Origin of the sequence: Streptomyces sp. SLBN-8D4 (genome assembly GCF_049739545.1) — a bacterium.
GTDB classification, from domain to species: Bacteria; Actinomycetota; Actinomycetes; order Streptomycetales; family Streptomycetaceae; genus Streptomyces; species Streptomyces canus_C.
The window spans coordinates 4,804,479-4,817,412 of the sequence record NZ_JBMGQC010000001.1; the positions used below are offsets into that span (position 1 = coordinate 4,804,479).

Here is a 12,934-nt window from a genome sequence, read left to right on the forward strand (position 1 = left end):
CTCGGGACGGTGACCCGCCGAAGACTCGGTACCTGGACCGCCGCCCTGCTCTTCGCCGCCGTGAGTGTGGTCCTGGGGTGCCGGCTCGCCGACACGGACGGTGTCACCCCCGTCCCCCAGCTCCTCGCCTTCCTCCCCTGGCTGCTCGCGCCCGCGGGAGCGGGCCTGGCCCTCGCCCTGCTGGCCCGCTGGTGGCCCGGGACGGTCTGGGCGGCCGTGGTCCTCGGTCTGCTGGCGTGGTTCATCGCCCCCTACGGTCAGGGCGGCGAGCCGGACGGGCGGGCGCTCGTCTCCTTCCGCGTCATGACCTCGAACGTCGAGTTCGGGCGGGCCACCGACGCCCTCGTCGCCGCCGTCCGCGAACAGAAGCCGGACCTCGTGTTCGTGGAGGAGTGCGAGTACGGCTGCTCGGCCACCCTGCGACGGTCCCTGTCCGGGGGCTATCCGTACCGGCGGTCCGTGGAGGGTTCCGGTTCGGCGGGGTCCGTCCTCCTCAGCCGCTTCCCCCTGAGGCCCGCCGCCGCGATCCGGGGCACCACCATGGGCATGCCGGGGGCCGTCGCCGACGTGCGCGGTCATGCCGTACGGCTGCAACTCGCGCACCCGATGCCCCCACTGCCCGGCCAACTGGAACCATGGCGACAGGAGTTGGGAAAGCTGAGGGACTTCGCCGCCGCCAGCCGTCCCCCGACCGTCCTCGCCGGCGACTTCAACGCCTCCCAGGACCACGCGGCCTTCCGCGCGATCCTCGACACCGGACTGCGCGACGCGGCCCGCCTCGCCGGATCCGGCCGCACCCCGACCTGGCCGGCCCGCACCGCCCCGGTGATCGGCGCGCAGATCGACCACGTGCTGGTGTCCGCGGACTTCTCGGCGGACGACGCCCGCTTCCTGGACCTGGCGGACACCGACCACCGTGCCCTGCTGGTGGACATCACACTGCACGGGCCCACCTGACCCGGCTGTTCATAATGTCCCCATGTCCCGCATCGGCCTCACCCCGCCCGACTGGCTGGTCCGGAACCTCCAACCGCAACCGTCACCCGTCAACCGGCCCGCCGTGGCCCGCGCCGCCATCGCGATGACCCTGCCCCTGGCGATCGGCCTCGCGGTCGACCGGCCGGCGTACGGCGCCCTCGCCTCCATGGGCGCCCTGTCCGGAGTCATCGGCGACACCGCGGACGCCTACCGGATGCGGATCCACGGGACCGACCGGGCTGAGCCTGCCGGTCCCGGTGACGGAGACCGCCCGCGCCGTCGACCACGCCCTGCGGCACGCGGCCGAGGTCGTCGCCGTACCGGACGTGGACCCGCGCGGCATCGACGACCGCCTCGGCCGCACGATCTTCCCCGGCCCGTCCGGCCACGTGCTCGCCGGCTTCTCCACCGTCGCCCCGTTGATCTCCCCCGGGTGCTGCACGGCGACCAGCACGCGCCGGTCCTGCACCAGCGGACCGCAGGTCTCGGCGCCGGTCGGCACGGTCAGGAACTGCTTGAGTTCACCGCGGGTGGCGGCGGCTGAGCGATGGCGATGACATCGCCGACGTACGGGTTGGAGGAGGTGTTGGGCGCCGGGTGGAAACAGGCGTCCCCGCACCGGAAACGGCAAGTCAGGGCGGACCGCCCGAGGACGGTGTTGATCAACGGCAGCTGTGTGCGCACTTTTGCTCTCCCCTTACTTCCCCTTGAAGCTCGCTTGACGGACGGTAGGTGCGCGTCTGTGCGAGAGCGGGGCGGGCGGAGCGGTGAACGGTGGATGAATGCGGATTGGACGAAGCGGAGTTGACGTCCGCGCGGGTGAAGTCCGGAAGTAGGTCTTGACGCCCGGGGCCCGGGTCACCTGCCCCTGCCCAAGATCGCAATCCGGGGCCGCTAACCTTACGTGTCCGTCCTGGCCAGGGATTGACGGGCTACAACTCATGCGAAGGGTTGCGCACATGGGCATTCTCACTCTCCTGCGGAACGCGTTCGGCGGCCGATCACGCAAGGGCGCTGCCACCGAGGCAGAGGGTGCGGAGACGACTCCTTCGCAGGAGGCGGAACCGAAGCTTCCCTCCCCGGCGTCCGAGCCGGTCCCTCCGACGGCGACGGTCCCCGAGCCCCGCACGTCCACCCACCCCACCGATTCCGAACACGAACTGGTCGCGGCCGCCTTCGACAAGGTGGCGGCGGTCCCGAAGCAGACACCTCCGGCGGAAACACCGGAGCCCACGGCACCGCGGCAGAAGACGACACCCGAGACACCGGTGACGGAGGAGCCCGCGGCAGAGCCGACGGCGGCGCCTGCGGAGACGCCGGTCGCCGAGGAACCGGTGGCTGTAGCGCCGGCGGCCGAGGAGCCTGCGACGGCCGCGGAGACGCCAGACGCCGAGGAACCGGTGGCTGAAACACCGGCGGCCGAGGAGCCTGCGACGGCCGCGGAGACGCCAGACGCCGAGGAACCGGTGGCTGAAACACCGGCGGCCGAGGAGCCTGCGACGGCCGACGAAGAGCCGGCTGCCGAGACCCCGGCGGCGGAAGAGCCCGCGGCCGAGGCCGTGGCAGCTTTGCAGGAGCCGGTGGCCGAGAAGTCGCCCGCTGAGGAGCCGGTGGCGGAGGAGGCGGCCGTAGCGGCGCCGGAGCCCGAGGCGGCCCCGGACCCGGATCCGGTTGTCGAGGCTGTGGAACCCGAGCCCGAGGCGGAGCCGAAGGCCGAACCCGAGGCCGAGGTCACCCCGGAGGCGGAGCCGACCAACGAGCCCGAGCCCGAGCCCGAGACCGAGCCAGTGGCCGTGAAGGAAGACAAGGCCGAGCCGGAGCCGACCCCCGAGGTCACGGCGGTCGCCGCGGCCGCCGACAGCGAGGACAGTGTTACGGGTGGTGCGGGTGGGAACGACGACCCGGCCGAAGGCCGGTCGGTGACCGTACCCGCCACCCTCCGCACCGCCTACGACGCCGCCGCCACCACCCTCGACACCCACAGCCTCACCGGCACCACCGCCAGGACCTACCTCGTCCTGGACCGCTCCGCGAGCATGCGCCCGTACTACAAGGACGGCTCCGCGCAGGCCCTCGGCGAGCAGACCCTCGCCCTCGCCGCCCACCTGGACCCCGAGTCCAAGGTGCACGTCGTCTTCTTCTCCACCGAACTGGACGGCACCGGCGAGCTCACCCTCACCGACCACGAGAACAAGATCGACGAACTCCACGCCGGCCTCGGCCGCATGGGCCGTACCAGCTACCACGCGGCCGTCGAGGAAGTCCTCGCGCACCACACCAAGAACTCCCCCGACACCCCCGCCCTGGTCGTCTTCCAGACCGACGGCGCCCCGGACGCGAAGACCCCCGCCACCCAGGCCCTCACGGAGGCGGCGAAGACCCACCCCGGCGTCTTCTTCTCCTTCGTCGCCTTCGGTGACCCGGAGAACAAGGCCTTCGACTACCTCCGCAAGCTCAAGCTCGCCAACACGTCCCACTTCCTCGCGGGCGAGACCCCGAAGGAACTCACGGACGCGGAGATCTACGAGGGCATCCTGGCGAACTGGCGCCCGTAACCCCCGAAGGTCACCACCACGCACCACCGGGCCGCCCCTTCCCAGACCGTAAAACGGGAAGCGGGCGGCCCACCCATGTCGGATACGATTTCAAGACTCGCGAAGCGACTCACCCGCACGACCAACCTGGGAGCAGCCCCCGATGGCTCGACACCTCATCACCAGCGCCCTTCCGTACATCAACGGGATCAAGCACCTGGGCAACATGGTGGGGTCCATGCTCCCGGCGGACGTCTACTCCCGTTACCTGCGCCAGCGCGGCCACGAGGTCCTCTACATCTGCGCGACGGACGAGCACGGCACCCCGGCGGAGCTGGCCGCGAAGGAGCAGGGCCTGCCGGTCGCCGAGTTCTGCGCGCAGGCGCACGACGCGCAGAAGGCGGTCTACGACGGCTTCGCGCTGGCCTTCGACTACTTCGGCCGCAGCTCCAGCGAGCAGAACGTCGAGATCACCCAGCACTTCGCCCGCCGTCTGAACGAGAACGGCTTCATCGAAGAGCGCGCGATCCGTCAGGTCTACTCGCCCGCCGACGGCCGCTTCCTCCCGGACCGCTATGTCGAGGGCACCTGCCCCCACTGCGGCTACGACAAGGCCCGCGGCGACCAGTGCGAGAACTGCACGCGCGTCCTGGACCCCACCGACCTGATCAACCCGCGCTCGGCGATCTCCGGCTCCACCGACCTGGAGGTCCGCGAGACCAAGCACCTCTTCCTCCTCCAGTCCAAGCTCCAGCACGAGGTCGAGGAGTGGGTCTCCCGGCACGAGGACGACTGGCCGCAGCTGGCCTCCTCCATCGCCCGCAAGTGGCTGACCGAGGGCCTGCACGACCGTGCGATCACCCGTGACCTGGACTGGGGCGTGCCGGTCCCGTCCGACACCTGGCCCGAGCTGGCGGCGGAGGGCAAGGTCTTCTACGTCTGGTTCGACGCCCCGATCGAGTACATCGGCGCGACGAAGGAGTGGGCGGATCTTGACCCGTCGAACCGAGACTGGAAGTCCTGGTGGTACGACGTGGACACCACCGTCCGCTACACCGAGTTCATGGCGAAGGACAACGTCCCCTTCCACACGGTGATGTTCCCGGCCACCGAGCTCGGTGTGCGCGAGCCGTGGAAGAAGGTCGACTACGTCAAGGCCTTCAACTGGCTGACGTACTACGGCGGGAAGTTCTCCACGTCCCAGAAGCGGGGCGTCTTCACCGACCAGGCCCTGGACATCCTCCCGGCCGACTACTGGCGCTACTTCCTGATCGCCAACGCCCCGGAGTCGGACGACTCGTCCTTCACCTGGGAGCACTTCACGGCGACGGTGAACAAGGACCTGGCCGACACCCTCGGCAACTTCGTCAACCGCGTCCTGTCCTTCTCGAAGAAGCGCTTCGGCGAGGAGGTCCCGGCGGGCGGTGCGCCGGGCGAGGCGGAGGCGAAGCTGGGCGAGGAGATCGCCCGCCTCCTCGCCGAGTACGAGTCCCAGATGGAGGCGCTCCAGTTCCGCAAGGCGGCGGCCGCGCTGCGCGCCCTGTGGTCGGCGGGCAACTCCTACCTGGAGGAGAAGGCCCCCTGGCTGGAGATCAAGACCGACAAGGACGGCGCGGCGCTGACCCTGCGCACCGCGATGAACCTGATCCACCTGTACGCGGTGGTCTCGGAACCCTTCATCCCGGCGACCTCGGCCGCCATGCGCCAGGCCTTCGCCCTGCCCTCCGACACGGCCACCTGGATCACCGCCGACGAGGCCCGCGCCCTCACCGCCCTCACCCCCGGCATCGCCTTCACCGTCCCCCCGGTCCTCTTCGCCAAGCTGACGGACGAGGACCTGGAGAACTACAAGGAGCGCTTCGGCGGCTCCCCGGAGTAGTCCGGAAGCCGTCACCGGACCGTCCGGATACCGACCCGGGCATCGCCGTGTCCGCGCCAAGCCGTATGGTTTGCGCCATGGCAGTGCCCGGGGTCATTCCTGTCGCGTACGAGCCGAAGCACCGCACCGAGACGATCGGGCGGTATGCGGAGGGTCAGTTCCTGGCGTCGATCACATATGCCTTCCCTGAGGGATTCCACCTCGAGGAGGGCTGGGAAGATCAGAAACGCCTCTACGCGGTCCTGCACACCTTCGACACCGAGGGCAATTACCGCGACTCGGACATCTGGTGTGCCGGGACCTGGGCGGAGCAGCAGCGCGACCCGGGCGGCGACGCCTCGCCCCTGACCCGCGCCCAGGTCCACCGCGCGACCCTGCTCCGCAGCCTGCCCCGCCGCTCGTACACGGACATCGCGATCCGTCCCTTCAGCGTCACCCACGAGGGCGTCCGCTTCGGCCTGGTGATCCGCGAGGACGAGGGCGAGCAGTGGGCGGAGCTCTACCCGGACCGCCTCGCCTTCGCGGAACCCTGGGACGGGACCTACGACACGTGAGCTGCACGTGAGCTAGGAGAGCACTCCCGCGCCGGTGGTCGTCGCCAGCGACGCCGGCAGGTTCTTCGCGGAGGTCTCCAGGCCCGCCGTCAGGGTCGGGGTCCAGTTCACGCTCGTCTTCAGGTCCTTCGAGGAGGCGGCGTTGTAGGCGGCCACCAGGTCGGTCGTCGTGCCGTTGACGAGGTTGCCGGAGCCCGCGATCGCGCCCGTGCCGTCGCCGGACAGCAGCTTGGAGACCTTCACGCTCGACGGGACGGTCCAGTAGTTGTTCGCGGCGACGACCTGGGCCTTGGCGCGGGAGTTGATGCTGTACTGCACCGCGTAGCCGTTCAGGGTCGTCACGTCGTAGTAGTTGTTGTAGATGTGGATCTGGCCGACTCGGGACAGCGGCGCCCGCTGGACGATGCCCTTCCACACGTTGTGGTGGATCGAGACCCGCAGCTTGCCGCTCGGCTCACTGTCGCTGCTGCCGATCAGCATCGTCTTGTCGTGGTTGGTGAACCGGTTGCGGGAGACGGTCACCAGGTCCGAGCTCTTGGTGATGTCCAGCGACCCGTCGTGGATCTGGTACTCACGGCCGTAGTACTTCGGGTTGGCGGAGTCCAGGTGCAGCGCGTCCGTGAACGTGTTGTGGTCCGCCCAGACGTGGGTGGCGCCGCGCAGGGTCACCGAGTCGTAGTTGGAGTTCCAGTTGCCGTCGTCGCCGTCCGTGGGGTCCCACTGCGGGAAGCAGTCCTCGGTGCCGGCGAAGGCGAGGTTGCGGACGATGACGTTGTCCACGTTCTGGATCTGGAGCATGCCACCGGAGATCCCGGCCTTCGTGCCCGGCACCCCCACGATCGTGGTGTTCGCGGGCACCTTGAAGACGATGGTCGCGGCCTGCTTCTTCTGCGCGGCGGCCCGCGCGGTCTCCTGCGTGCCCGACGGCAGCTTCGAGCGGCCGTAGGTCGCCGGGTCGTACGCCTTCAGGTAGGAGGAGAGCGAGTAGCCCGTGCCGGACGCGTAGTTCGCGCAGGTCAGCTTCTTGCCCGCGTCGTCGGTGTTGGCGTCGATCGTGCCCTTGACCTTGATGATCCTCGGGGTGGTGTCGGACGCGGACCCGAGCGCCTTCACGAGCTGGGCCCGGGTGGAGACGGTGAAGGTGTGCGCGGAGTCGGCCTTCGTGCCTCCGGTCGTGCCCGTGCCGGAGGACGCCCAGCCGTCCTTCGCGGCGAGCGTCTGGTGGTACAGGTCCACGGCCTGGGCGTTCGCGTTCATCACGACGGCACCGGCCCCGACGCCCGCGGCGACCACGGCGGCGGAGACGACCAGGGTGCGGCGGGTGCGGAGGGACCGGCGGTGGGAGGCAGAGGCCACGGGGGATTCCTTACGAGCGGCGGTGGGACATGTGCGTTTCATGGAGCACCGGTGAAGGCGCTTCCGTCCTCAAGTAGCCGCCGGAATCAGGGAGGTTGCCGCCGTGCGCAGGTTTTTCCCGCGCCCGCACTCACCAGGCTGTGGAGACAGAGGATGCGCGCGTGAGGGCGCCCGGGACCACACGGTCCCGGGCGCCCTCGTCCGTGTTCGCGGAGCTACATCGTCGTGTTGTCGTTCGTCGCGTCCGGGTCGACGCCCATCGTGATCGACCCGATGACGCCCCTGGCGATGTTCTTCTTGTTGTACTTCAGCTTGAGCAGGCCGCCGGTGGTGCCGCTCTGGTCGTAGATCGTGTCCTCGGTGAGCGTGGTGCGGGTGGTGGTGCTGGTGGAGTACGGCTCGACCTCGGCGGAGGCAAGGACGGACTCCTCGTCGAAGAAGAACTGGCCGGTGTGGCAGGTGTTGCCGCCCTCGTAACCGGCGTCCGTCCACTCGCCGTTGACGTGCACCTTGGTGTGGATGTGCACACAACGGCCCTGGTACCAGCCGGGGAAGATCGTCTTGAAGGTGACCTGGCCGTGCTTGTCGGTCTTCCAGGTGCCGCGCAGATAGCGCTCGTCGTCGGTGGGGTTCTGGTGGACACCGCCACCGGTGCCACCGCTCGGCGCACCCGACGGCGGTTCACCCGTCGGGGTACCGCTCGGCATGCCCGAGGGCGCGTCGGTCGGGGCGGTGCCGCCACCGCCGGTCGACGAGGCCTCGTAGCCCGAGTAGATGCCGAGCGCGTCGCAGTGCCAGATGTCCACGGCGGCATCCGCGATCGGCTTGCAGGTCTCGGAGTCGATCACCCTGAGCCTGAGGGTGAGCGGGATGCCCTCCTTGTCCTCGGTGATGTCCTGGCGGATCTTGTCCGCGTCGATGTAGTACGGCCCCTCGGTGGTCTCCGAGGTGAGCTTGTAGCAGGCTTCCGACGCCGTGGAGCCGCTGCTCGCGGAGGCGGTCGTGCTCGTCTCGCCCGCGAAGGCCCCCGACGCGGCGAGGGTGCCCGCCGCCCCCACCGCCACGGCCGCGCCCGCTCCCGCGACGACGACCTTGCGCCGGGTCAGGTCCTTCTTGTGTTTCGGCTGGTTTCCCGTCATGGAAGGCGAAGGTAGGTAAGAAGGCTGTTCTCAGCATGGGAGCGGACTGTGGCTTGCTGTGCGCGGCACCGCGCATGCGAAGGGGCCCGAGACCGGCGTCGGTCTCGGGCCCCTTCGGTCGATGGCGCCTACTTCGGCTGCGGCTTGCGCACCGACAGGTGCAGCTCCCTCAGCCGGGCCTCCTCCAGCTCCGTCGGCGCGCCCATCATCAGGTCCTGGGCGTTGCCGTTGAGCGGGAAGGAGATGGTCTCGCGGATGTTGGGCTCGTCCGCGAGGAGCATGACGATGCGGTCGACGCCGGGGGCGATGCCGCCGTGCGGCGGGGCGCCGAAGCGGAACGCGCGCAGCATGCCCGCGAACTTCTCCTCGACGGTCTCCCGGTCGTAGCCCGCGATCTCGAAGGCCTTCAGCATGATGTCCGGCTCGTGGTTCCGGATCGCGCCGGAGGAGAGCTCGACGCCGTTGCAGACGATGTCGTACTGCCAGCCCAGGATGTCCAGCGGATCCTGGGTCTCCAGGGCCTCCAGACCGCCCTGCGGCATGGAGAACGGGTTGTGCGAGAAGTCGATCGCGCCGGTCTCCTCGTCCTTCTCGTACATCGGGAAGTCGACGATCCAGCAGAACCGGAAGACGTTCTCCTCGAAGTGCCCGGCACGCTTGGCGGCCTCGACGCGGACCGCGCCCATGATCTTCGAGACCTCGTCGAACTCGCCGGCGCCGAAGAACACGGCGTGACCGGCGGCCAGCGACAGCCGCTTGGTCAGCTCGGCGACGTTCTCCTCGGTGAGGAACTTCGCGATCGGGCCGGACAGCGAACCGTCCTCCGCCACCCGCACCCAGGCCAGACCCCTGGCACCCTGTGAGACCGCGAAGTCACCGAGCTGGTCGAAGAACTTCCGGGGCTGCGCCGACACGTCCGGCACCGCCAGGGCCCGCACGTGCTTACCCGCGAACGCCTTGAACTCCGAGCCCTCGAAGACATCGGTGATGTCGACGAGCTCCAGCTGGGCCCGCAGGTCCGGCTTGTCGGAGCCGTACTTCAGCATCGCCTCACGGAACGGGATCCGCGGGAACGGCGAGGTGACATGGCGGCCGTTGCCGAACTCCTCGAACAGCTCGGTCATGAGCTTCTCGATCGGCTGGAAGACGTCCTCCTGCTCGACGAAGCTCATCTCGACGTCGAGCTGGTAGAACTCGCCCGGCGAACGGTCCGCGCGCGCGTCCTCGTCACGGAAGCAGGGCGCGATCTGGAAGTAGCGGTCGAAGCCGGAGATCATCAGCAGCTGCTTGAACTGCTGCGGCGCCTGCGGGAGGGCGTAGAACTTGCCCGGGTGCAGACGGGAGGGGACCACGAAGTCACGGGCGCCCTCGGGGGAGGTCGCGGACAGGATCGGCGTGGCCATCTCGTTGAAACCGAGGGCGACCATCTTCGAGCGGATCGAGGCGATCACCGACGACCGCAGCATGATGTTCTTGTGCATGCGCTCGCGGCGCAGGTCGAGGAAGCGGTACTCAAGACGCCGCTCCTCGTTGACCCCGTCCTCGGTGTTGATCGTGAACGGCAGCGGGGCGGCCGCACCGAGCAGCTCGACCTCGCCGACCTCGACCTCGACCTCACCGGTGGGCAGGTCCGGGTTGACGTTCTCGGTGCCGCGGGAGACGACCTTGCCGTCGACGCGGACCGTGGACTCCTTGGTCAGCTTGTCGAGGGCCTCGTAGGACGGCGTGCCGGGACGGGCGACCAGCTGCGTGATGCCGTAGTGGTCACGCAGATCGATGAAGAGGATGCCGCCCAGGTCGCGCCGATTGTGCAGCCAGCCACTCAGCCGGACGTCGGTGCCGACGTCAGAGGAGCGGAGCTCGCCGCAGGTGTGGGACCTGTACCGATGCATCGTCGTTCATCCAGTCTTCGCGGATCGGGGAGGTGTTTCACGTGAAACAGCCCCCAGCCTACCGGGGACCCCGAGATCGCCTCCCCACCATTACGACTCGGCCAACAGTGGCACTCCAGGATCTCCTGTTCTTAAAGTGGGGCAATGCGCACTGGTGAGCCCTTGCCCGCCGTGGGGGAGGTTCTCACCGCCCTCGCGACCGGCCTGTGGCACTGGGACACCGCCACCGAACTGGTCACCGTCGACGCGGAGGCGGCTCGGCTCCTCGGGCTGCCCGCCGAGCGGACCACCCTCACAGAGGCCCAGGCACGGGCCCGACTGCACCCGGTCGACTGGAACGAGATCATCAGCGTCGTCGGACTCGCCGTCGCCGAGGACACGCTCGCCGAGGTCCGGATCAGGATCATGGACGAGCGGGGCCACGTGACCCGTACCGTCCGCAGCCGCTCCAAGCCGTCGTACGACGCCCAGAAGAAGTCGTTCCAGCTCATCGGCACCCTCCAGGAGGTCACCGAGCCGACCCCCGGCACCCCCGCCGGACGCACCGCGGTCACCGGTGACTGGCGCCGCTCCCGCGAGGCCTTCCTGCTGGACGCGGGCCGCGCCCTGGCCGAGGCCCGCTCCACCGCCGAGGTGCTGCGCGTGGCCGCCGGCCTGTCCATGCCCGGCTTCAGCCCCGACGGCCTGGCCGTCTTCGGCGTCGAGGGCGACCGGCTGACGATCATCGGCCACCACGGCCAGCAGCCCGGCGACGAGAGCCCCTTCTCCCACATGTCCCTGGAGACGGACTACCCGGCCGCCGAGGTCGTGCGCACCGGCCGCGCCGTCTATCTCTCCAGCCCCGAGGCCTACCGCTCCCGCTACCCGGTCACCTGGCCGCTCGCCCAGCGCTTCGACCGCCAGTCCTGGGCGTTCCTGCCCCTGACCGTGGCCGGCCGCACGATGGGCGCCTGGATGGCGGGCTTCGCCTACCCGGTCGCGTTCACCCCGGACGAGCGCTCGGTCCTCACGACGGTGGCCCGCATGCTGGCCCAGGCCCTGTCCCGCGCGGGCCTCGCCGAATCGGAACGCGAGCTGACCGACGGCCTCCAGCGCTCGATGCTCCCCACCCTGGGCCCGGAGATACCGGGCATGACCGTCGCCGCCCGCTACGTCCCCACCGGCGGCGGCCTCCAGGTCGGCGGCGACTGGTACGACATGATCCCGCTGCCCGGCGGCACCTCCCGGACGAAGTCGGGGCAAGGGCGGTTCGCCCTGGTCATCGGGGACGTCCAGGGCCATGACGTGCGGGCGGCGGGCCTGATGGGCCAGCTCCGCATCGCCCTGCGCGCCTACGCCGCCGAGGGCCACCGCCCCGACGCGGTCCTCTCCCGCGCCTCACGCTTCCTCAACGGCATGGCGTACGGCGTCGACGACCTCTCCGACATGCGCTTCGCGACCTGCCTGTACGTCGAGGCCGACCCGGTGACCGGCGTCCTGGAGGTGGCGCGGGCCGGGCATCCCGACCCGGCGATCCGCATGGCCGACGGCACGGTCCTGGCCCGCCGCACGCAGGGCGGTCTCCCGCTCGGCATCGACCCGGACGCCGACTACCCCACCACCCGGATCACCCTGGAGCCCGGCGAGACACTGATGCTGTGCACCGACGGGCTGATCGAGACCGGCGGCCACGACTTCGAGACCGGCTGGAAGCGCATCCGCACCATCCTGGAGACCCACGACGGCGACCTGGAGGAACTCGCCGACGCCCTGATCCAGGCCGTCCACGGCCCCTCCTCCCACCACACCACCGGGCCCCTCGCCGACCGCCGCGAGGACGACATAGCGATCCTGCTCCTGCACCGGGAGGGAGAAGGCGGCGACCCGGCCGCCGCACGGCCCACGGTCCGCCGCACGATGCTCTCGGTGGCCCAGGCGGAACCCGAACGGGTCGCGGTCGCCCGCCAGCAACTCCGCGAACTGCTGCACGACTGGCCCTCCGCCGACCAGGTCGACTCCGCGGTCCTGCTGCTCTCCGAGACGCTGACCAACGTCCTCGTCCACACCGACGCGGACGCGCTGCTGCTCGCGGAGGTCCGCGGCGAGACGGGCGAGCGCCGGATGCGGATCGAGGTCACCGACACCAGCGACGACCTCCCCCACAAACGCCGCCCCGGCGAACTGGCCTCCTCGGGCCGCGGCCTGATGCTGATCGAACTACTGGCGGACACATGGGGGGTCGACCCCCAGGGCGAGGGCAAGAGCATCTGGTTCGAGCTGTACGAGTCCTCGGGCGCGGACGGCCGGTAACGCTTCCCGCGGCGCGATCAAGAACAGCGACTGAGTCGATACTTCTTTCGCTATTACACGACCACTCGAAAGGCACTGCTGGATCATGTTCCTGAAGACCATCGAGAGATTCTCGAGAGTGTGACCGGAAGTCACACTCTCGGCATTCCCGCAGGTCGAGAGTGGCGCCGAGATATGAACCTGGTGGATCTTCAGGGTCTGATCCAGTTGGTCAACGGCTGCACGAAGCCGGAGTCCCAGCCGTTCAAGGCATGGGTCTCCGAAGTCATCGCCACCATCCAGCGCGACGGCTCCTAGTCCCTGGAACCGGCCG

9 protein-coding genes and 2 pseudogenes are annotated in these 12,934 nt (G+C 69.7%); 7 read left to right on the forward strand and 4 right to left on the reverse strand.

Annotated elements, in window-relative coordinates:
- The first annotated feature begins 9 nt into the window (after positions 1 to 9).
- A complete protein-coding gene (locus RKD20_RS21685) occupies positions 10 to 957 on the forward strand; it encodes an endonuclease/exonuclease/phosphatase family protein (RefSeq protein WP_424879182.1) in 948 nt (315 codons plus the stop codon).
- 22 nt (positions 958 to 979) lie between these two features.
- Positions 980 to 1,201: pseudogene (locus RKD20_RS21690) on the forward strand (FUSC family protein); the annotation flags it as partial.
- A 132-nt stretch (positions 1,202 to 1,333) separates the two neighbouring features.
- Here the strand turns inward: RKD20_RS21690 and RKD20_RS21695 are convergent.
- Positions 1,334 to 1,507, reverse strand: a pseudogene (locus tag RKD20_RS21695) (alkaline phosphatase PhoX); the annotation flags it as partial.
- A 430-nt stretch (positions 1,508 to 1,937) separates the two neighbouring features.
- Here RKD20_RS21695 and RKD20_RS21700 point away from each other — a divergent pair.
- From RKD20_RS21700 to RKD20_RS21710, 3 genes are all read left to right on the forward strand, one after another.
- Entirely contained in the window at positions 1,938 to 3,533 is a 1,596-nt protein-coding gene (locus RKD20_RS21700) for a VWA domain-containing protein (RefSeq protein ID WP_424879183.1), read from the forward strand.
- Positions 3,534 to 3,675: 142 nt separating this feature from the next.
- Complete coding sequence (metG, locus tag RKD20_RS21705) at positions 3,676 to 5,391, forward strand: methionine--tRNA ligase (RefSeq protein WP_424879184.1); 1,716 nt, start codon at positions 3,676 to 3,678, stop codon at positions 5,389 to 5,391.
- Positions 5,392 to 5,468: 77 nt separating this feature from the next.
- Positions 5,469 to 5,945, forward strand: a complete 477-nt coding sequence (locus tag RKD20_RS21710) for a hypothetical protein (protein WP_424879185.1) — start codon at positions 5,469 to 5,471, stop codon at positions 5,943 to 5,945.
- A gap of 12 nt (positions 5,946 to 5,957) precedes the next feature.
- Here the strand turns inward: RKD20_RS21710 and RKD20_RS21715 are convergent, their stop codons facing one another.
- The 3 genes from RKD20_RS21715 to aspS all read right to left on the reverse strand — a co-directional run bounded on the left by RKD20_RS21715 (position 5,958) and on the right by aspS (position 10,332).
- Positions 5,958 to 7,301, reverse strand: coding sequence for a pectate lyase family protein (locus RKD20_RS21715; RefSeq protein WP_424879186.1), 1,344 nt, complete (start codon positions 7,299 to 7,301; stop codon positions 5,958 to 5,960).
- 215 nt (positions 7,302 to 7,516) lie between these two features.
- Entirely contained in the window at positions 7,517 to 8,440 is a 924-nt protein-coding gene (locus RKD20_RS21720) for an intradiol ring-cleavage dioxygenase (protein WP_424879187.1), read from the reverse strand.
- Positions 8,441 to 8,568: 128 nt separating this feature from the next.
- Positions 8,569 to 10,332, reverse strand: coding sequence for an aspartate--tRNA ligase (gene aspS / locus RKD20_RS21725; RefSeq protein ID WP_424879188.1), 1,764 nt, complete (start codon positions 10,330 to 10,332; stop codon positions 8,569 to 8,571).
- 144 nt (positions 10,333 to 10,476) lie between these two features.
- Between aspS and RKD20_RS21730 the strand changes: the two genes are divergently transcribed.
- The gene (locus RKD20_RS21730; protein WP_424879189.1) at positions 10,477 to 12,621 is read left to right on the forward strand and encodes a SpoIIE family protein phosphatase; all 2,145 of its coding nucleotides are present in this window, start codon (positions 10,477 to 10,479) and stop codon (positions 12,619 to 12,621) included.
- A gap of 30 nt (positions 12,622 to 12,651) precedes the next feature.
- Positions 12,652 to 12,918: a BRO-N domain-containing protein gene (locus RKD20_RS21735; protein ID WP_424883284.1), complete on the forward strand. Its 267-nt coding sequence runs from the start codon at positions 12,652 to 12,654 to the stop codon at positions 12,916 to 12,918.
- Positions 12,919 to 12,934: the final 16 nt, after the last annotated feature.

Excerpts from the sequence above, each read along its gene's own strand:
- RKD20_RS21700 (WP_424879183.1), top strand. The coding sequence starts at position 1,938 with ATGGGCATTCTCACTCTCCTGCGGAACGCGTTCGGCGGCCGATCACGC.
- RKD20_RS21710 (WP_424879185.1), top strand. The coding sequence starts at position 5,469 with ATGGCAGTGCCCGGGGTCATTCCTGTCGCGTACGAGCCGAAGCACCGC.
- RKD20_RS21730 (WP_424879189.1), top strand. The coding sequence starts at position 10,477 with ATGCGCACTGGTGAGCCCTTGCCCGCCGTGGGGGAGGTTCTCACCGCC.
- metG (WP_424879184.1), top strand. The coding sequence starts at position 3,676 with ATGGCTCGACACCTCATCACCAGCGCCCTTCCGTACATCAACGGGATC.
- RKD20_RS21720 (WP_424879187.1), bottom strand. The coding sequence starts at position 8,440 with ATGACGGGAAACCAGCCGAAACACAAGAAGGACCTGACCCGGCGCAAG.
- aspS (WP_424879188.1), bottom strand. The coding sequence starts at position 10,332 with ATGCATCGGTACAGGTCCCACACCTGCGGCGAGCTCCGCTCCTCTGAC.